Raw genomic sequence first — 18,929 nt, forward strand, 5'->3', positions numbered from 1 at the left:
CGGCCCGCGGGGTCTAGGCTCGCGCAACGACAGGACAGGGGAGGAACGCCAATGGGCCGGGTTGCCATCGTCACCGGGGGAACACGCGGGATCGGCCGCGCAATCTGCGAAGCGCTGAAAGACGACGGGCTCACCGTCGTCGCCAATTACGCCGGCAATGACGAAGCCGCGCGCCAGTGCGCCGATGCGCTCGGCATCCATTGCCGAAAATGGGACGTGGGCGACCACGAAGCGACGATCGAAGGGTGCATGCAGGTCGAAAAGGACATCGGCCCCGTGGATGTCGTCGTCAACAATGCCGGGATCACCCGCGATGCGACGCTCCACAAGATGAGCTTCGACGACTGGAACGAGGTCATGCGCATCAATCTGGGCGGGTGCTTCAACATGGCCAAGGCGTGCTTTCCCGGCATGCGGACACGCGGCTGGGGCCGGATCGTCAATATCGGCTCGATCAACGGGCAGGCGGGGCAATACGGCCAGGTCAATTACGCCGCCGCGAAATCGGGCATTCACGGCTTTACCAAGGCGCTGGCGCAGGAAGGCGCGAAATCGGGCGTGACGGTGAACGCGATCGCGCCCGGCTATATCGACACCGACATGGTCGCCGCCGTCCCCGACACGGTGCTGGAAAAGATCGTCGCACGCATCCCGGTCGGCAGGCTGGGCCAGGCGCAGGAGATCGCGCGCGGGGTCGCCTTTCTCGTCAGCGAGGAGGCGGGTTTCGTCACCGGTTCGACCATGAGCATCAATGGCGGCCAGCACATGTATTGACGCGGCCAATGGAAAGGCGCGCGCGGAGGGGGAAAATGGAAATCACCACACACAATCCGAGCCCGTGGCTCGAACATTTCGGGTTCAACCATGCGGTCGAGGTGCGCGGGGGAGAGCGGGTGCTCTACTGTTCGGGCCAGACCGCTTCGGATGATGCGGGCGCCCCGCTCCATCCGGGCGATCTCGCCGCGCAATATCGCAGCGCGTGGGACAATCTCGTCGCGCTGCTCGCCGCGGCGGACATGACCCCGGCCCATCTCGTGCGGCTCAACATCTACACCACCGACGTGCCCGGCTTCATGGAATTGGCCGAGGGCCTCACGCCGCTCCATGTCGAGGCGGGAGCGCGGGTCGCGTGCACCCTGCTCGGCGTGCGCGAGCTCTACGCCCCCGAAGTGCTGGTCGAACTCGAAGCGACTGCGGCGGCGTAGCGGCGGGCCGCCTGCGGCGCATTAACCTAGCAAAAGCCCCGATAAGCAGGGCTCCCGAGGGCGTCTTCGCGATTCGTTAAGCCTGTGCGCTTACCTTTGAGGCGTCGGATCGTCCGGGGGCCAATCAAGGGGGCCAATGCGCGCCATGACCGTGAACCACAGCCACGAGGCCAGCGAGCATTCCCGCAGGGAGAGCCAAGGTGAAATCCGGGGCGAACGCCGCAGCGTCGCGCGCGGCCGACTGGTCCTGCGCATCGCCAAGCTGGTATGCGGGCCCGGCGAATATCCTTGCGTGCTGCGCGACGTGTCGCTGACGGGCGCGGGGCTGACCTTCTTCCACGACGTGCCGCCCGATGCGCGTGCGATCCTGCAACTTTCCAACGGCCACACCTTCCCCGTCGAACAGGTGTGGAGCGGGGCGGGCCGCGCGGGCTATCGTTTCGCCTGCCCGGTGGCCGAGGAGGATTTCATTGTCGATGATGCCCGCTTCGGACACCGTCCGCTGCGGCTGTCGATCCGGGCCGCCGCGCGACTGGTCGACGGGTGCGAGGCGGACCGGGCGCGCCTCGTCGACCTGTCGGCGGAAGGCGCAAGGGTGGAATGCGCAAGGCCCTGCGCGCCCGGCCGCGTGGTGAGCCTTGCGATCGCCGGACAGGACCCGCGCCTCGCCGAAGTGCGCTGGAACGAGGAGGGCGCGCTGGGCCTGCGCTTCTTCGAGCCGATGACGAGCGGCGAACTCGCCGCCCTCGCGCTCGCCCTGCAGCCCTTCGATGCGCGCGCCGACGGTCAGGCCGGCAACACGGCGACCCGCGCGGCCTGAGGCCCGCCGCCCGGGGTCGCATTGTTGGGAACGGCCCCTGCGAGGCCCGGGCGCACGGCGTAGGAAAGCGAAATCGGTGGAGGATCGCCGCTCGGCCTTTCCTACCGGGAAAGCGCCGACTTGATCGACCCCGCATGAACTATATCAACTTGCGCGTGGACCCGATTCCCTACCATCCGCCGGTCAAACGCTCGGTCGCCATTGCCGGGCACAAGACCTCGATCAGCCTCGAACCGGTGTTCTGGGACATGTTGCGCCATGCGGCGAAACAGGAAGGCGTCGCAGTCAGCGCGCTGGTCGCCCGGATCGACGCGGACCGCATCCGCGCCGAGATCCCGCCGGGCCTTGCCAGCGCGATCCGGGTCTGGCTGGTCAGCCGGGAGCCCTAATATTTCGCCGTCGCATCGCTCGCCGGATAGGTTTCGTCGAGCGCTTCGTCGTGCTTCGACATGGTGTCCTTCGAGGCGGTCGCGTCGGCCCCGGCATTGCGGAAGGGCCCGTCGGGCTCGCCTTCGGCATAGGCGGCATGGCGCTTCTTGCGGCGACGCCTTTCGAACAGCGAATAGCCTGCGAAACCGAGCCCTGCGAGGGCGGCGAGCCTGATGATCATGTCGGTCCTCCTGCGTGTTCCCGTTTACACCGAACAGCGCAGGGCCCGGGCCGATTGTTCCCGCCTAGTCGTCCACCCGCTCGATATCCGCGCCCGCCAGCTGGAGCTTTTCCTCCAGCCGTTCATAGCCCCGGTCGAGATGGTAGATGCGCCGCACCTGCGTCTCGCCCTCTGCGGCGAGCGCAGCGATGACGAGGCTCATCGAGGCGCGCAGGTCGGTCGCCATGACTTCGGCCCCGGTAAGGCGGTCGACGCCCTTGACGATGGCGGTGCGCCCCTCGGTCGCGACATCCGCGCCCATCCGGGCGAGTTCGGGGACGTGCATGAAGCGGTTTTCGAAGATCGTCTCTTTCAGGACGCTCGTCCCCTCCGCGCGGCAGACCAGCGCCATCAGCTGCGCCTGCATGTCGGTGGCAAGGCCGGGATAGGGCGCGGTGGTGAGATTGACGGGCTGCAAGGCACCGTTCGCCGCGATGTCGATCCCGCGCGCATCCTCGCTCACATGCACCCCGATATTGCGCAAGGCGTGGATGGTGGCCTGCATGTCGCCTGCCTTCGCCCCTTCGAGCCGGACCTCGCCGCCCGTGATCGCCGCCGCGCAGGCATAGGAGCCCGCCTCGATCCGGTCGGGCATGACCCGGTAGGTCGCCCCGTGCAGCCGCCTTGCCGGGTGGATCACGAGGTCGGAGGTTCCCACGCCCTCGATCTCGGCCCCCATCGCGATCAGCAGGTTGCACAGGTCGACGATTTCCGGCTCGCGCGCGGCGTTGAACAGGCGGCAGGTATCCTCGGCCAGAACGGCGGCCATGAGCGCGTTCTCGGTCGCGCCGACGCTGACGACGGGAAAGTCGAAATCGCCCCCCTTCATCCCGCCATCGCCCTGATATGCCCGGACATAGCCCTGCGCCAGTTCGATATGCGCGCCGAACGCCTCCAAAGCCTTGAGATGCAGGTCGATCGGCCGGTTCCCGATCGCGCAGCCGCCCGGCAGCGATACCGTCGCCTCCCCGGCGCGCGCCAGCAGCGGGCCGAGAACCAAAATCGAGGCGCGCATCTTGCGCACAAGGTCATAGGGCGCCGTCGTCGAGGTGAGTCGCGAAGCCTCGAAGGTCACGACCCGCCCGAAATCCTCCGGCCGCTTGCCGTGGATTTCCACCGATGCGCCGAACTGCGTCATAAGGTGCTGGAACCCGTCGATATCGGCGAGCCGCGGCAGATTGCGCAGGGTCAGCGGCTCGTCCGTCAGAAGGGCGCAGGGAATGAGAGTGAGCGCGGCGTTCTTGGCCCCCGAGATCGGGATCGAACCCGAAAGGCGATGGCCACCGCGAATGATCAGCTTGTCCATGGCGGATCATTTAACCGATCGCAGGACCAGCGCAACTCGTGCGGTCGGCAAGCGATGGATCGCCCTTGCGTCGTTGACGTTGGTGGAGGCAAGGGCCACGAAGGCTCCGGTGGCGAACGCGACAACTTCTATCAGTGAGAGCTTCTTCATGACCTCGAAAAGGCCGATCAAGAAAGCCGTCTTTCCCGTAGCGGGACTCGGTACGCGCTTCCTGCCCGCGACCAAGGCCGTGCCCAAGGAAATGCTGCCGATCGTCGACCGCCCGCTGATCCAGTATGCGGTGGACGAGGCGCGCGAGGCCGGGATCGAGCAGATGATCTTCGTCACCGGGCGCGGCAAGACGGCGATCATCGAGCATTTCGACATCGCCTTCGAACTCGAGACGACGATGGACGAGCGTGGCAAGGACCTCTCGGTGCTCGAACCGACCCGCGCGGTGCCCGGCGACATCATCACCGTGCGCCAGCAGGTCCCGATGGGGCTCGGCCACGCGATCTGGTGCGCGCGCGCGATCGTGGGTGAGGAGCCTTTCGCCATCTTCCTTCCCGACGAACTGATGATTGCGAAGAGGGGCGGGACCGGCTGCATGAAGCAGATGGTCGAAGCCTATGAAAAGGTCGGCGGGAACCTCATCAGCGTGCTCGAAGTGCCGCATGAAACCGTCTCGAGCTATGGCGTGATCGATCCGGGCGAAACCGATGGCGCATTGACCGAGGTAAAGGGCCTTGTCGAAAAACCGCCCGTCGACAAGGCGCCTTCCAACAAGATCGTCTCGGGCCGCTACATCCTCCAGCCCGAAGTGATGCGCACGCTGGAAACGCAGGGAAAAGGCGCAGGCGGAGAGATCCAACTGACCGACGCCATGGCGAAGATGATCGGCAACCAGCCCTTCCACGCCGTCACCTTCGAGGGCAATCGCTACGATTGCGGCAGCAAGCTCGGTTTCGTCGAGGCGACGCTCGCGCTCGCCATGGAGCGCGAGGACATGGGCGAGGACGTGCGCGCCATCGCCCGCAAATTGCTCGGCTGAGGCTTGCGGGGCGGGACCCGGTCTATTCCGGCGTGACCCGCAGCGGCAGGGTCTTCAATCCGCCGACGAAGGTGCTGTTCGCGCGCTTCGCCTCGCCCGCCGGTTCGACGTGCGCGATCTTGTCGAGCAGCGCCTCGAACAACATCCGCATTTCGAGCCGGGCAAGGTGCAGGCCGAGGCACTGGTGTGCGCCCGCGCCGAAGGCAAGATGGCGATTGGGCGAACGGGCGGCGTTGAATGTGCGCGGATTATCGAATTGCACGGGATCGTGATTGGCGGCGACATAGTTGATCATCAGCCAGTCGCCTTGTCTCACCTGCTGCCCGCCGACTTCGCAATCCTTGGCCGCGGTGCGCATGAAATGCTGCACGGGCGTGGTCCAGCGGATCGCCTCCTCGACGATGCCGGGCAGCAGCGAGCGGTCGGCCTTGACCCGCGCCCATTGCTCGGGATCGTTCGCCAGCGCCATCATCGCGCCTGCGGTCGAGGCGCTGGTCGTGTCGTGCCCGGCGGTCGCGACGATGATGTAATAGCCCGCCATGTCGCGCGGCGGCAGCGGCTTGCCGTCGACGGTCGCATTGGCGATGACGCTGGCGACATCCTCGGTCGGATGGGCGCGGCGATCCTCGGCGAGGACGGCGAAGTAATCCTCGAAGCTTTTCACCGCCCCGGCGATGAGCTGGGTCACCTGTTCGGGCGTCATGTTCTCCACGCCCGAGCCCGAAAGATCCGCGTCCTGCCCGCCGAAAAGCTGCTGGGTGAGCATCTGCATGCGCGGCTCGTCCTCCGGCGGCACGCCGAGGATCTGCATGACGACGCGCAAGGGGTAAGGGCCGGAGACTTCCTTGACGAAGTCCACCTCGCCGCCCTTCTCGAGCATCGCATCGACCGTCCGGTGGGCGAGTGCGCGGACCTCTTCCTCGATCCGCGCGAGGTTGCGCGGCATGAACCAGTCCTGCGTCAGCCGGCGATATTTCGGATGCACCGGCGCGTCGAACACGACCAGCGAATCGACCAGCATGTCCGAACCCGTCGCCGCGCGGCTGAATTCGATCGCCTGGTTGAAGCTGAAAACGACGGGGCGCGGATTGTTGAGAAAGGTCGCATTGTCCTTCGATATTCGCATGACCTCATCATAGCTCGTCACCAGCCAGAAGGGTTCGAACAGGCCCTCGGTCTCGGGCATGACCTTCGCCACCGGGGTCTCGGCCCGCAGCCGGTCGAAGGTGTCGAGCAGGCCGTTCCATTCGGCATAGGCCTTGGGGTCGATCACCTCGCGCGCGGTTTCGGGCGGGAGGACGACGGGCTTCGCCGTGTCGCTCGCGCTCGCCATTATGCGTCCACTCCCTCTTTGGCCTTCGCCGCATATTCGTCGCGCAGCTCGCGCTTGTAGAGCTTGCCGTTCTGTTCGCGCGGCAGGTCGGGGCGGAAATCGAACAGCTTGGGCATCTTGATCCGGGCAAGCTGCGGGGCGAGGAAATCGCGCAGTTCGGCCTCGAGCGCCTCGCCCGCCTCGCCCATGTCGATCGGCTGCACCACTGCGACGACTTTTTCGCCGAGATCCGGGTCGGGCGCGCCGATCACGGCGGCGTCCATCACCTTGCCGTGGGTGACGAGGAGGTTCTCGATCTCCTGCGGGTAGATGTTGACCCCGCCGGAGATGATCATGTGGCTCTTGCGGTCGGTGAGGTAGAGGAAGCCGTCCTCGTCGACGTGGCCGATGTCGCCCAGCGTCATCCAGCCTTTCGGATGCATCGCCTCGCGCGTCTTGGCGGGGTCGTTGTGATAGGTCGGCAGGAGGTCGTTCTCGAAGTAGATCAGCCCGTCCTCGCCTGCGGGCAGTTCCTCGCCGTCGGGGCCGCAGATGTGCAGCGTGCCGTAGATCGCCTTGCCCACGCTGCCGGGATGGGTGAGCCAGTCCTCCGAGCGCACCATGGTCATGCCGATGCTTTCGCTGCCGGCATAATATTCATTCACGATCGGCCCCCACCACTCGATCATCTCCCGCTTGATCGGGACCGGGCAGGGCGCGGCGGCGTGGAGGGCGCGCTGGTGGCTGGACAGGTCGTATTTCGTGCGCAGTTCGGGGTCGAGCTTGAGGAAACGCACGAAGTGGGTCGGGACCCACTGGCTGTCGGTGACCTTGTATTTCTCGATCGCGGCGAGCGCGGCCTCGGGCTCGAACTTCTCCATCATCACCACGGTCCCACCGAGCCTGTGCGCGGTCGAGCACCAGCCGATGGGCGCCGCGTGATAAAGCGGGGCGGGGGAGAGATAGACCATCGACCCGTCGGTCGGCATTCCCGCCCCCATCACCGCGAGCCCCATCAGCGGGACGGCGGCCTGCGGGTCGGGATCGGCGGGCGGGGCGGGACGGATGCCCTTGGGCCGCCCGGTCGTGCCCGAGGAATAGAGCATCACGCTGCCTGCGCTCTCGTCCTCGATCCTCTCGGCGCTCTGGGCGGAGAGCGCGGCGGCGAAGCCCTCCTCGCCCTCACCGTCCATCACCAGCACGTCGAGATCGGGACATTCGCGCCGGACGCCTTCGAGCACGTCTGCAAACGCGTTCGAGGTGATGAGCAGCTTTGCCTCGCTGTCGCGGAGGATATAGGCGATTTCGGGCGCGGTCAGGCGGGTGGAGATCGGCACCAGCATCGTGCCCGAACGCTGCGAGCCCCAGATCAGCGTGAAATACTCGACCCGGTTTTCCAGCAGCACCGCGAAGGCATCGCCCCCGCCCTCGTTCGGGCCGAGGCCGTGGGCGCGCAGCAGGTGGGCAAAGCGGTTGGCCTCGCCCTCCATTTGGCGGAAAGTGATCGTCTCGCCGGTCCCGGCCATGATCACGGCGGGGTGATCGGGGCGGCTCGCGGCATGCGCGGTCGGATGCAGGCTCATGATGTGTCTCCCAAAGGGGCACCCTCGTTCGGCTGGCGAACGGGGCGCGCTCTCTCGGGGTCCGAACCTAACCGCGCGCGCGGCGCGGGCAAGGGGGAATCGGTTGCTCGGAACAACTTGCCTGCGGACGCGAAAGGACGAACAGCAACCGCGAGGGCGCAATAAAAAAGGCGGCGGGAAAACCCGCCGGCGCAACAAAAAAGGCGGCGGGAAAACCCGCCGCCCATGTTCGGACACCCTCTCCAATGTCCGGCCCGCTGCTAGCGGGCAAACGGTCGTGGGGGCGAAGTGCCTATTCGCCGCCCTGGCCGGTCAGCTCGGGGCGATCCGCCGCGGCGACCTGCGTTTCGGTTTCCACCATATAGGGAATCGGATTGACTGCAACCCCGTCCTTGCGGACCTCGTAGTGGAGGTGCGGCCCGGTCGAACGCCCGGTCGATCCCACATAGCCGATGAGGTCGCCCTTCCGCACGCGCTCGCCCTCGGCGACCGCGAGTTTCGACAGATGGGCATAGCGCGTTTCGAGGCCCGCGCCATGATCGGCGTAGATGACGAGACCGTAGGAACGCGAATATTCGGCCCGGCCGATCATGCCGTCGGCGGTGGCATAGACCGGCGTGCCCGTCGGCGCGGCCAGATCGACGCCCTTGTGACGCTTGCGCCGACCCAGCACCGGGTGGGTGCGCATCCCGTAATCGCTCGTCATGCGAAAGCCCGACAAGGGCATGCGCGAGGGTATCGAGATGACGGGCTGCTCGACCGGCGCGCCCGGCCCCTTGGTATCGAGCGAGCGCCAGCTGGCGAAAAGCTGGCGGAAGCGCGGATCGCCCTCCGTCAAGCTCCTGCCCTTTTCCTCGCGCACAGGCTCGGTCACATCGGCAGCGGCATTGCCGGATGCCGCACTGGCCGAACCGGCGCTGTTGGCGGTGGCCGCATTGGCGTTCGCAGCGGTGGCCGCATTGGCGGCGCTACCTGCCATTACGGGGCTTGCCGCGGCAAGGCCGGTGGCAGCCGCCAGCACGGCGGTAATCCTGGTGAATTTGGCAAGCACGGTCGCGCTCATAGTGACCCGGTCCTTCGTTGCGGCGCGATTACGCGCCTTTTCGCTATCCCGGCGCGTCTCTCTCGCACGCCTTGCTGCCCGTATCGCCCCCGGCACGGCCCGGGCGGTTGGGCGAGGCTGGGTTATCGGGACAAAATTTCAGGGCGCAACATTTGTGTAGAATTCTCGGGACAAACCGGCTGCAAGGCGCGCCGAGTCGTTAAATGGCGGCTTAACCTTGCCGCGAAAATGGGTCCGCACGAGGTGCTTCCACAGCGATTCCGGCGCATTTCCAAGAGTCTCTGCCACTTTGAGAAAATGCTTGGTCCCCAGAGCGACATGGCGGATTTCGTCGTCAAGGATCCTCGAAAGGATTTTCGCGCCGTGCGCGTCGCCCGCCGCCTCGACCCTCTCCAGCGTCGCCGGTGTGACGTCGAGCCCGCGCGCTTCGAGCACCATCGGCACCACGGCGAGCCGCGCGGCGACGTCATGGCGCGTCTCCCTCGCCGCCTCCCACAGCCCGGCATGGGCGGGCAGCGCGCCGTAATGGCTCCCGAGCGATTCGAGCTTTCTCGCCAGCAGCGCGAAATGCATCGCCTCATCGGCGGCGACCGAGAGGAAATCGCTCACGAATTCCTCGCCCATCTCGCCCCCGAACCGCCCCGCCATGTCGAGCGCGAGGTCGATCGCGACGAATTCGATATGGGCGAGGGAATGCCATAGGGCGATCCGCGCGCGCTCGGACCCGAACTTGCCCCGCTTGGGCATCCGGTTCGGCGGCAGCAATTCCGGCTCGTCGGGCCAGGCCGGCCGATCGGGCATGGCGGTATCGAAGGACAAGGCGAGATTGCCCCGCCGCCAAGCCCTAGCCACGGCACGCGTGGCGAAGCACTTGCCGCGCGGATCGGGTGTCAGCAGCGCGCTGCGGATCGCGCTCGCAACGCTCTCGGTGGCGACGCCGGCGCGGCTCAAAGCGCTTTCGCCGCGGCCAGCACCTCCTCGGCGTGGCCCTTGACTTTCACCTTGGGCCAGACCTGCGCGATCTTGCCTTGCGCATCGACGAGATAGGTCGTGCGCACCATGCCCATATAGGTCTTCCCGTACATCTGCTTTTCGGTCCACACGCCGAGCGCGTCGGACAGGCCGCCTTCTTCCGCATCGGTCGCGAGCGGGGTGGTGAGGTCGTGCTTGGCGATGAAGTTCTGGTGTTTCTTCGCCGAATCCTTCGACACGCCGAGCAGCGCCACGCCGGCCGCGTCGAATTCGCCCTTGAGCGCGGAGAAATCCTTGGCCTCGGTGGTACAACCGGGCGTGTTGTCCTTGGGATAGAAGAAGACGACCAGCTTCCTGCCCTTGAAATCCGAAGGCTTCACGCTGCCGCCATCCGGCGTTTCCATCGCGATGTCAGGCATGGCATCGCCCGCTTGCGGAAAGTCGCTCATGTCTCAGTTCCCCTGCTGGTTGGTGATGTCCTGGCCGAGAATCGCGTGCCAGGTCTGCGCCACCCTTTGCCGCGCCTGCCCGAGCGCGCGCAAGAGGCTTGCATAATCCGCCGCCCGGCAGGCCCGCGCCAGCGCGCGCGCGGCGAGCGGGGGGGGCTCGCTCCCGCCCGGCGCAAGCAGGCGCCCGGCGACCAGCAGACGGGTCATCAGGTCGTAGTCCTCGCGGAAGCCCTCGGGCAGCAGGCCCGCGGCGACGAGCGCCGGGATCGCCGTGCCGAGATCGGCGGAAAAGGTCGCCGGATGCGTCTCGGCCAGCGCCCTGCCGCCACGCAGCTGGAGGTAGTGGACGAGGAATTCGAAGTCGACCAGCCCGCCGCGCTGCAGCTTCACATCGAGCACGCCGCCGGGTTTCTTGTGCAGCGCCATGGTGTCGCGCATCTCCAGCACCGATTCGCGCAGGTCCTCCGGATCGCGCGGGCGGAACAGGACATCGGCGATCAGTGTCTCGACCTCCTCGCGCGTTTCTTCGGACCCGACCAGCACCCGCGCCCGGGCAAGCGCCATGTGCTCCCACGTCCACGCCGCCTCGCGCTGGTACTTGGCGAAAGCCTCGCAGCTCACCGCGAGCGGCCCCTGCGCGCCCTGCGGCCTCAGGCGCGTGTCGATCTCGTAAAGCGCGCCTTCCGCCGTGGGCACGGACAGAGCCGCGCTCACCCGGCTGGCGAGGCGGTTGAAGTAATGCGTTGCGCCGAGCGGCCGCGTCCCGTCCGACTGCGCAGCGAAATCGCCGGTGAAAAGATAGACGATGTCGAGATCGGAGGCATGGGTCAGCGCCCCGCCGCCGAATCGCCCGAGCCCGAGCACGATCAGCTCGCTGCCTGCGATCCGGCCGTGCGTATGCGCGAATTCCTCGGCCGTCGCCGCGTGGGCGAGGCGCAGCGCGGCCTCGGCGGTGCGCGACAGCGAGGCGGCGACATCGAGCGGGTCCGCAAGCCCCTCGATCAGCTCCACGCCGAGCGCGAAACGCACCTCGCCCGTCACCACGCGGATCGCATCGAGCAACGCCTCGTAATCCTCGCGTGCGGCGGCGGCCGTGATCCGGCCCATGATCGCCTCGAGGGAACGCGGAAGGCGGGAGGCCGCGCGGTCGAGCAGGATGTCGAGCAGGTCGGGCCGCCGGGCCAGCTCGTCGGCGAGGACGGGAGCGAGGGTGAGCGCCGAAATCAGCCGGTCGAGCAGGTCGGGGCGCGCTTTCAGCAGGTGGAACAGGTTGATCGCCGAACTCGCCCGGTCGAGCACGCTTTCCCAGCGCACCAGCGCGCGTTCGGAATCGTCGGCGGCGAGGAAGGCTTCGGCAAGGGTCGGGGCGATGGCATCGAAAGCGGCGAGCGCCTGGGGCGAGCGCAAGCTCTGGTAACGGCCGTCGCGCCAGCCCTCCATCCGCCTTTCGAGCCGTGCCATGCGCTCGGCGCGTACGCCCCGATCGTGCGCGGGCTCGGGCCGGGTAGCCGGGGCGGGCGCAGGAGGCGTTGCTTGCTCGTCCTCGCGAATCAGCGCATCGTAGATGGCCCCCGTCCGCGCGGTGAGCGCCTCCAGTTCCGCCACCAGCGCCGCGCTGTCCGCCAGCCCGTCGAGCCGGGCGACCGCGTCCAGTGCCTCGGTGCTTTCGGGCAGCGAATGGGTCTGGCGGTCGTGGACCATCTGCAGGCGGTGCTCGACCACGCGCAGGCGGTCATAGCCCTCGCCCAGCACCCGCGCCTCCTTCGCGCCCACGTGCCCGGCGGCGGCAAGCGCATCGAGCGCCTCGCGCGTGCCCAGAACCCTGAGCGACGGATCTCGCCCGCCGTGTATGAGCTGGAGCGTCTGGGCGTAGAATTCGATCTCGCGGATACCGCCGCGCCCGCGCTTCACGTCGAAGCCGGGGCCGGGACCGGGCGGGCCCTCGTGTTCCTCGCGGATCCGCTTGGTCAGGCGGCGGATTTCCGCGATCGCACCGAAGTCGAGATGGCGTCGCCATACGAAGGGGCGCGTCGCGGCGAGGAATTCCTCGCCCAGCGCAATATCGCCCGCAGCCGCCCGCGCGCGGACGAAAGCGGCGCGCTCCCACGCGAGCGCCTGCCCCTGGTAATGGGCGAGCGCGGAGGCGATCGGAACGGCGGGCGGGCTGATCTCGCTCGCCGGGCGAAGGCGCAGGTCGACCCGCAGGACATAGCCGTCCGAAGTCGTCTCGGACAGCAGCCGCACCACCCGCCGCGCATAACGCTGCGCCGCCTCGCCCGGGTCGTCGCGCTCGCGCCGGGGCAGGCGGTCGGGATCGAACAGCAGGATGGGGTCGATGTCGGAGGAATAGTTGAGCTCGCCCGCGCCCTGCTTGCCGAGGGCGAGCGCCACGAATCCGTCCGCACTGTCCGCACCCGTGCGCTCGAGGATGGCGGCGCGGATCGCGCGGTCCAGCGCGCGGTCGGCAAAGGCTGTCAGTTCTGCCATGATCCGCGCGAGCGGGAAGGCCCCGGCAAGGTCCGCAACCGCCAGCGCGGTCGCAAGGCCGAGCCGTTCGCGCCGCAGCGCCGCTTCGACCTGTGCCTCCTGCCCCTGCGCCTTCGCCCAATCGAGCGCCGCCTCGCCCTTCCCGGCGGCAAGCAGGGCGGCGAGATCCGGCTGGCGATCGAGCGCCCGCGCGAGGAAGGGAGCATTGGCCCGCGCCCGCTCCAGCGCTGCGTTCCAGTCGGCTCGATCTGACATGGCTTCCTCTTGGTCGCCTCGCGCCGCTCTCGCAACCATGCTCCGCTTGCCGATCGCGTGCGCCTCTGCAAGAGAACCGCGATCAAGCGGAAAAAGGGATCGCAAGGGACATGAAACGAGCTTTCGCTCTGCGCGCCGCCGCCATGCTCGGGGCGCTTACGCTCGGCGCATGCGACGCCGCCTTTCCGGGCATGGATTCGGCCGAAACCGCGCTCGACATTCCAGACATCGAATCGGGCGAGCTGTCCGAAGAGACGATGAAGACGGTCACGAAAACGCTCTCGCAGGACAGTTTCGAGGGCCGGATGCCGGGGACCGAGGGCGAGTCGAAAACGGTCGCCTATCTCACCGAACGGTTCGAGGCCGCCGGGCTCGAACCCGGAAACGGCGACAGCTGGGTGCAGGACGTCCCGCTGGTCGAGATCACGGGCAGGGATTTCGCCCCGCTCACGATCACCGGCGGCGACAGCGCGCTGGCCTATGAATACGGGCCCGAATGGGTCGGCGTGACCTATCGCGAGGAGGCCGCGACGCAGATCGCGGGCAGCGAAATGGTGTTCGTCGGATATGGTATCAACGCGCCCGAACGCGGCTGGAACGACTATGAAGGCATCGATGTCACCGGCAAGACAGTGGTCATCCTCGTCAACGATCCCGACTGGGAAACGCCGGGGCTGACCGGAACCTTCGGCGGCAAGGCGATGACCTATTACGGACGCTGGACATACAAGTATGAAGAGGCCGCAAGGCAGGGCGCGGCCGCCGCGCTGATCGTCCACGACACCGAACCGGCGAGCTATGGCTGGAATGTCGTCGAAAGTTCGTGGTCGGGCCCGCAGGCCTATCCGCAATATGGCGACAATCCCCCGCCGCGCACCAGGATGAACGGCTGGGTGCAAAAAGATGTCGCGCGCGAAATCCTCGCCGCGGCAGGCGAGGATCTCGACTCGCTGTCGCAGGCGGCAAAGCAGGAGGATTTCGAGGCCGTGGAACTGGGGCTGAAGGCATCGACCAGCTTTTCCAGTGACAGCCGCAGCTTTTCCTCGCGCAATGTGATCGGCATCCTGCCCGGCAGCGAGGCGGCGGACGAATATGTCATTCACACAGCGCACTGGGATCACCTCGGCCGCTGCACGCCCGCGCCCGATGGCGACGACATCTGCAATGGCGCGGTCGACAATGCCACCGGCACGGCGGCGCTGGTCGCTCTTGCCGAAGCCCACGCCAAGGCGGGCGCGCCGCGGCGCAGCCTCGTATTCCTTGCCGTGACGGCGGAGGAATCGGGCCTGCTCGGCGCCTATTACTATGCCTCGAACCCGGTCTTTCCGCTCGATCGGACCGTGGGCGGGATCAACATGGACGCCTTCCTGATGGCCGGCCCGGCAAAGGACGTCACCGTGGTCGGTCCGGGCAAGTCGCAGCTCGACACCTTTCTCGAAGCCGCGCTGGAAAGCGATGGGAGGGTGGCGACGCCCAACCCCTCTCCGGAGGCGGGCTATTACTACCGTTCGGACCATTTCGCCTTCGCCAAGCAGGGCGTGCCGATGCTCTATATCGACGGGGGCGAAGACCTGATCGATGGCGGGCGCGAAGCGGGCGAGGCGGTTGCCGAGGATTACCGCGCCAATCGCTATCACGGCCCCAAGGACGAATATGACGAGAACTGGGACTGGTCGGGCGTGATGGCCGATCTCGACCTTTATTACCGCATCGGCCGCACGCTCGCGATGAGCACGAGCTGGCCGAACTGGAACGAGGGCGACGAATTCCGCGCCGTGCGCGATGAAAGCTGCTCCGCCTCCGACGCGGGCTGCTGAGCGACAAGGAAGAGCCGGGCCATGGCCGCACGGATGCCGCCCGAATGGGCGAAGCAGGACTGGCTGTGGATCGGCTTTCCCCACTTGGCCGAGGAATGGCCGGGCTTTCTGGGCGCCGCGCAGGAACAGATCGCCGACTTCGCCAGCGCCGTGGCCGAGAGCGCGCAGTCCGTCCGCCTGCTGGTGCGCGACGCGGCAAACGTGGCGCGCGCCCGCGCGCTGGTGAGCGATGCGGTGACGATCGAGCGGCGCGTTTATGGCGATATCTGGCTGCGCGATACCGGCCCGCTGGTGGTGTCCGAAGGCGGTGAGCGCATTGCCCGCCGATTCGCTTTCAACGGCTGGGGCGGCAAATACGAAATGCCCGGCGACGAGCAGGTGGGCGAGGCCATCGCCCGCGATGCCGGGCTGACGGTGACGCATTCGCCGATGATCCTCGAAGGGGGCGCGCTCGACACGGACGGGACCGGGCTTGCCGTCACGACCGAGCAATGCCTGCTCAATCCCAATCGCAATCCGGCCATGACCCGCGAGCGGATCGAGGCGGAACTGGCCGAGCATCTGGGGTTCACGCGGATCGTCTGGCTTGGCGAGGGGCTGGTCAACGACCACACCGATGGCCATGTCGACAATCTCGCGCGCTTCGTGGGCGAGAACCGGCTGGTCGTGCCCCAGGCGAGCGGGCGCGCAGATCCCAATGCGGCGATCTACGAGGACGCCGCAAGCCGCGCTGCCGAGGCCGGGATACAGGTCGTGCGCATCCCGTCGCCCGGGCGGATCGAACGCGAGGGACGGGTCGAACCGGCAAGCTATGTCAATTTCGCGATCACTTCGAATCTGGTGGTCGTGCCGACTTTCGGCTCGCCCCATGACGATACCGGGGTGAAGGCGATCGCTCAGCTCTTTCCCGAACGCGAGACGGTTGGCCTGCCCGCCGATGCCGTGCTGGCAGGCGGAGGCGGATTCCACTGCGCCAGCCAGCAAATGCCGAGCGCGGTTTAACGCTTCGTTAGGGTTTGCGGGCGACACTGAATCCATGAGCAGAGCCATTGCCCTTACGCGCACGCAGATTGCGATCCGGCAGGAAGACATCCTTCGCACCGTCATCGTGTCGGGATGCGCTCTCGCGCTGATCCTCGCGGGTCAGCCGCTGCCGCTGTGACTGATTATCCTTTAGCTTAGAGCGCGCGCAGCAGCGCCGCCAAAGCCGCCGCGCCCAGCACGACGCCCACGCTCGTTCGCCAGACCGGATCGCCGACCGTGCCGAAAGCGCGGCTGCCGATCCAGTTGCCCAGCAGGACCAGCGGAAACAGCGCGAGGCTCAAGATCACGATCCGCCATTCGAGCACGCCGATCGCCGCGCCCGACCCGATTCCCGCCATCGCGGCAAGGCCGAATATCCCGATCATCGAGGCTTTCGAGGTGACGCGCGGAATGTCGCGCCCGACATAATAGGGCACGACCGGCGGACCGGGCATGGCGGCAAAGCCCGTCAGCAGGCCCGCCGACAAGCCGACTGCCGCAGTGGTCGCCGCGCCCGGCTGTTCGGGGCCGCGCCGGGGGGCGAGAACGGCGGCGAAGGCCGACAGAGCGATCAGCGCGATCAGCAGGCGGGCAAGGTCCGGCGGCGTTGCATCGAGCAGGATCAGCCCGGGCGCGGTCGCCACCACCACCAGCGCACCGATGGTGAGCGCGCTGCGCTCCGCCTCGCGCAGGATCACCTGGATCTCGGTCAGCGCGAGCAGGCCCGCCATGATGTTGATCGACAGCACCGCCTCGACCGGGGTGAGAGCGAGCGCGAGAACGGGGACCAGCAATATGCCGAAGCCGAAGCCGGTCAGCCCGCGTATGAAGGCCGCGCCGAGCGTCGCAGCCACGGCAAGCGCGGTCTGCGCCGTGCTGAACCCGCCAAGCTCCTCCAAGTGCTAGTCGCGCGCATCGGGCGGCATCGCCGCCTCGCCGATCAGCGCGATCGCTTCGTCCAGCGGCAGGACGCGCTGTTCCTTTTCGCCCAGAATGCGCATCGCGACGGTGCCTTCCTCTGCCTCGCGCTTGCCCACCACCAGCAGGTAGGGGACCTTGGCGAGCGAGTGTTCGCGCACCTTGTAATTGATCTTCTCGTTGCGAAGATCGCTTTCGACGCGCAGCCCCGCCGTTTCGAGCTTGGCGGTCGCTTCCTTCGCGTAATCGTCGGCATCCGACACGATCGTCGCCACGACCGCCTGCACCGGCGCGAGCCATGCGGGAAGCCGCCCGGCGTAATGCTCGATCAATATGCCGATGAAGCGTTCATAGGAGCCGAAGATCGCGCGGTGCAGCATGACCGGGCGGTGCTTGTCGCCGTCCTCGCCGACATAGGTCGCATCGAGCCTTTCGGGCAGGACGCGATCGGACTGGATCGTGCCGACCTGCCAGGTCCGCCCGATCGCATCGGTCAGGTGCCATTCGAGCTTGGGCGCATAGAACGCGCCTTCGCCCGGCAGTTCCTCCCAGCCGAATTCGTCATTCGCCATCCCCGCTTCGGCGACGGCATCGCGCAGTTCCTGTTCCGCCTTGTCCCAGTCCGCGTCCGAGCCGTAACGCTGCTCGGGCCGGGTCGCGAGCTTGATCTCGTAGGTGAAGCCGAAATGCTGGTAGACGCTGTCGGCAAGCTCGCAGAACTTGCGCACTTCCTCGACCACCTGGCCTTCCGTGCAGAAGATGTGCGCGTCGTCCTGCGTGAACTGGCGCACGCGCATCAACCCGTGGAGCGCGCCGTGCGGTTCGTTGCGGTGGCAGCAGCCCATCTCGCCGAGCCGGATCGGCAGGTCGCGATAGGAGGTGATGCCCTGCTTGAAAACGAGCACGTGCGCAGGGCAGTTCATCGGCTTCAGCGCCATCCAGTCGGCATCCTTGGAGATCAGCTCCGCGCCTTCCTCCGTATTGGGTACCTCGTCGGGTATGACGAACATGTTCTCGCGATACTTGCCCCAATGACCGGATTGTTCCCACTGGCGCGCATCCATCACCTGCGGGGTCTTGATCTCGCGATAGCCGCCCGCATCCATCCGGCGGCGCATGTAGGCCTCCAGCTCGCGCCAGATGCGATAGCCCTTTGGATGCCAGAAGACGCTGCCATGCGCCTCTTCCTGCAAGTGGAACAGGTCCATTTCGCGTCCCAGCTTGCGGTGGTCGCGCTTGGCCGCTTCCTCCAGCCGGGTGAGGTGCGCATTGAGCTGCTTCTTGTTGAGCCAGCCGGTGCCGTAGATGCGGGTAAGCTGCGCGTTGCGCTGATCGCCGCGCCAGTACGCCCCGGCGACGCGCATCAGCTTGAACGCCTGCGGGTCGAGCTTGCCGGTCGATTCGAGATGCGGGCCGCGGCACATGTCGAGCCAGTCATCGCCCGACCAATAGACCGTCAGTTCCTCGTTCTCGGGCAGTTCCTTCGCCCATTCGGCCTTGAAGGTCTCGCCCTCGCTCTCCCACTTTTCGATCAGCTTCTCGCGGCTCCACACTTCGCGGCGCAGCGGCTTGTCCGCCTTGATGATCGCGCGCATCTTTTCTTCGATGGCGGGAAGGTCGTCCATCGAGAACGGCTCGCGGTTATCCGGTGCCTTCACGTCGTAATAGAAACCGTCATCGGTCGCCGGACCAAAGGTGATCTGCGTGCCCGGCCACAGCGCCTGCACCGCCTCGGCGAGGATGTGGGCGTAATCGTGGCGCACCAGTTCGAGCGCTTCTTCCTCGTCGCGCGCGGTGATCAGGGCGAGTTCGGAATCGCTGTCGAAGGGGCGACACAGGTCGCGCACCTCGCCGTTCACCTTGGCGGCGAGCGCGGCCTTGGCAAGGCCGGGTCCGATCGCGGCGGCGACGTCGGCAGGGGTCGAACCCGGCTCCATCTCGCGCACCGAGCCGTCGGGCAGGCTGATCTTGAGAAGTTCGGTCATCGTCCTGGCAGTTTCGTCTCGTGTTGCGATGCGCCCTGCCACAAAGCCTTACGCA

19 protein-coding genes are annotated in these 18,929 nt (G+C 67.0%); 8 read left to right on the forward strand and 11 right to left on the reverse strand.

The features are described 5' to 3' along the window. Positions 1 to 51: 51 nt before the first annotated feature. From phbB to RIB52_RS01625, 4 genes are all read left to right on the forward strand, one after another. The gene (gene phbB, locus RIB52_RS01610) at positions 52 to 774 is read left to right on the forward strand and encodes an acetoacetyl-CoA reductase (protein ID WP_350172243.1); all 723 of its coding nucleotides are present in this window, start codon (positions 52 to 54) and stop codon (positions 772 to 774) included. A gap of 35 nt (positions 775 to 809) precedes the next feature. Next, the gene (locus RIB52_RS01615) at positions 810 to 1,205 is read left to right on the forward strand and encodes a RidA family protein (RefSeq protein WP_350172245.1); all 396 of its coding nucleotides are present in this window, start codon (positions 810 to 812) and stop codon (positions 1,203 to 1,205) included. A 145-nt stretch (positions 1,206 to 1,350) separates the two neighbouring features. Further along, on the forward strand, positions 1,351 to 2,025 hold the full coding sequence (locus RIB52_RS01620) for a PilZ domain-containing protein (protein WP_350172247.1): 675 nt from the start codon (positions 1,351 to 1,353) through the stop codon (positions 2,023 to 2,025). 134 nt (positions 2,026 to 2,159) lie between these two features. Further along, positions 2,160 to 2,414, forward strand: a complete 255-nt coding sequence (locus RIB52_RS01625; protein ID WP_350172249.1) for a ribbon-helix-helix domain-containing protein — start codon at positions 2,160 to 2,162, stop codon at positions 2,412 to 2,414. Here the strand turns inward: RIB52_RS01625 and RIB52_RS01630 are convergent. The 3 genes from RIB52_RS01630 to RIB52_RS01640 form a co-directional block, all read right to left on the reverse strand. Continuing rightward, positions 2,411 to 2,635, reverse strand: coding sequence for a hypothetical protein (locus tag RIB52_RS01630; RefSeq protein ID WP_174544545.1), 225 nt, complete (start codon positions 2,633 to 2,635; stop codon positions 2,411 to 2,413). The two genes, RIB52_RS01625 and RIB52_RS01630, sit on opposite strands and share 4 nt — an antisense overlap. 64 nt (positions 2,636 to 2,699) lie before the next feature. Beyond that, the gene (gene murA / locus RIB52_RS01635; protein WP_350172251.1) at positions 2,700 to 3,980 is read right to left on the reverse strand and encodes a UDP-N-acetylglucosamine 1-carboxyvinyltransferase; all 1,281 of its coding nucleotides are present in this window, start codon (positions 3,978 to 3,980) and stop codon (positions 2,700 to 2,702) included. 6 nt (positions 3,981 to 3,986) lie between these two features. Next, entirely contained in the window at positions 3,987 to 4,130 is a 144-nt protein-coding gene (locus RIB52_RS01640) for a hypothetical protein (RefSeq protein WP_350172253.1), read from the reverse strand. On the opposite strand from RIB52_RS01640, the gene galU reads away from it, so the two are divergent. Then, complete coding sequence (galU, locus tag RIB52_RS01645) at positions 4,129 to 5,010, forward strand: UTP--glucose-1-phosphate uridylyltransferase GalU (protein WP_350172255.1); 882 nt, start codon at positions 4,129 to 4,131, stop codon at positions 5,008 to 5,010. The two genes, RIB52_RS01640 and galU, sit on opposite strands and share 2 nt — an antisense overlap. A gap of 22 nt (positions 5,011 to 5,032) precedes the next feature. On the opposite strand, the gene RIB52_RS01650 is transcribed toward galU, so the two are convergent. The 6 genes from RIB52_RS01650 to glnE all read right to left on the reverse strand — a co-directional run bounded on the left by RIB52_RS01650 (position 5,033) and on the right by glnE (position 13,131). Then, positions 5,033 to 6,343 (reverse strand): cytochrome P450, encoded by a 1,311-nt coding sequence (locus RIB52_RS01650; RefSeq protein ID WP_350172257.1) that lies wholly within the window; start codon positions 6,341 to 6,343, stop codon positions 5,033 to 5,035. Beyond that, positions 6,343 to 7,905 carry an acyl-CoA synthetase gene (locus RIB52_RS01655; protein WP_350172259.1) on the reverse strand — a complete coding sequence of 521 codons (1,563 nt, stop codon included), beginning with the start codon at positions 7,903 to 7,905 and terminating at the stop codon, positions 6,343 to 6,345. Before RIB52_RS01655 ends, RIB52_RS01650 begins: the two co-directional genes overlap by 1 nt. A gap of 292 nt (positions 7,906 to 8,197) precedes the next feature. Beyond that, positions 8,198 to 8,968 (reverse strand): M23 family metallopeptidase, encoded by a 771-nt coding sequence (locus RIB52_RS01660; RefSeq protein ID WP_350172261.1) that lies wholly within the window; start codon positions 8,966 to 8,968, stop codon positions 8,198 to 8,200. A gap of 138 nt (positions 8,969 to 9,106) precedes the next feature. After that, entirely contained in the window at positions 9,107 to 9,919 is an 813-nt protein-coding gene (locus RIB52_RS01665; protein WP_350172263.1) for a ferritin-like domain-containing protein, read from the reverse strand. Continuing rightward, complete coding sequence (locus RIB52_RS01670; protein ID WP_350172265.1) at positions 9,916 to 10,389, reverse strand: peroxiredoxin; 474 nt, start codon at positions 10,387 to 10,389, stop codon at positions 9,916 to 9,918. The genes RIB52_RS01665 and RIB52_RS01670 overlap by 4 nt, the downstream gene beginning before the upstream one ends. Before the next feature lie 3 nt (positions 10,390 to 10,392). Next, a complete protein-coding gene (gene glnE, locus RIB52_RS01675) occupies positions 10,393 to 13,131 on the reverse strand; it encodes a bifunctional [glutamate--ammonia ligase]-adenylyl-L-tyrosine phosphorylase/[glutamate--ammonia-ligase] adenylyltransferase (protein ID WP_350172267.1) in 2,739 nt (912 codons plus the stop codon). A gap of 110 nt (positions 13,132 to 13,241) precedes the next feature. Here glnE and RIB52_RS01680 point away from each other — a divergent pair, with 110 nt between their 5' ends. Genes RIB52_RS01680 through RIB52_RS01690 form a run of 3 tightly spaced genes read left to right on the forward strand, consistent with a single transcriptional unit; the run spans position 13,242 to position 16,110 of the window. Beyond that, on the forward strand, positions 13,242 to 14,948 hold the full coding sequence (locus RIB52_RS01680; protein WP_350172269.1) for a M28 family metallopeptidase: 1,707 nt from the start codon (positions 13,242 to 13,244) through the stop codon (positions 14,946 to 14,948). 21 nt (positions 14,949 to 14,969) lie between these two features. Beyond that, positions 14,970 to 15,950: an agmatine deiminase family protein gene (locus RIB52_RS01685; RefSeq protein WP_350172271.1), complete on the forward strand. Its 981-nt coding sequence runs from the start codon at positions 14,970 to 14,972 to the stop codon at positions 15,948 to 15,950. Positions 15,951 to 15,984: 34 nt separating this feature from the next. Then, positions 15,985 to 16,110, forward strand: coding sequence for a hypothetical protein (locus tag RIB52_RS01690; RefSeq protein ID WP_350172273.1), 126 nt, complete (start codon positions 15,985 to 15,987; stop codon positions 16,108 to 16,110). 16 nt (positions 16,111 to 16,126) lie between these two features. On the opposite strand, the gene RIB52_RS01695 is transcribed toward RIB52_RS01690, so the two are convergent. Both RIB52_RS01695 and thrS read right to left on the reverse strand, forming a co-directional pair. Continuing rightward, positions 16,127 to 16,825, reverse strand: coding sequence for a TSUP family transporter (locus RIB52_RS01695; RefSeq protein ID WP_350172275.1), 699 nt, complete (start codon positions 16,823 to 16,825; stop codon positions 16,127 to 16,129). Between the two features lie 48 nt (positions 16,826 to 16,873). Then, a complete protein-coding gene (gene thrS, locus RIB52_RS01700; RefSeq protein ID WP_350172277.1) occupies positions 16,874 to 18,874 on the reverse strand; it encodes a threonine--tRNA ligase in 2,001 nt (666 codons plus the stop codon). Positions 18,875 to 18,929: the final 55 nt, after the last annotated feature.

The sequence above is a fragment of the Erythrobacter sp. genome, assembly GCF_040217515.1.
In the GTDB taxonomy this organism is placed as follows: Bacteria; Pseudomonadota; Alphaproteobacteria; order Sphingomonadales; family Sphingomonadaceae; genus Erythrobacter.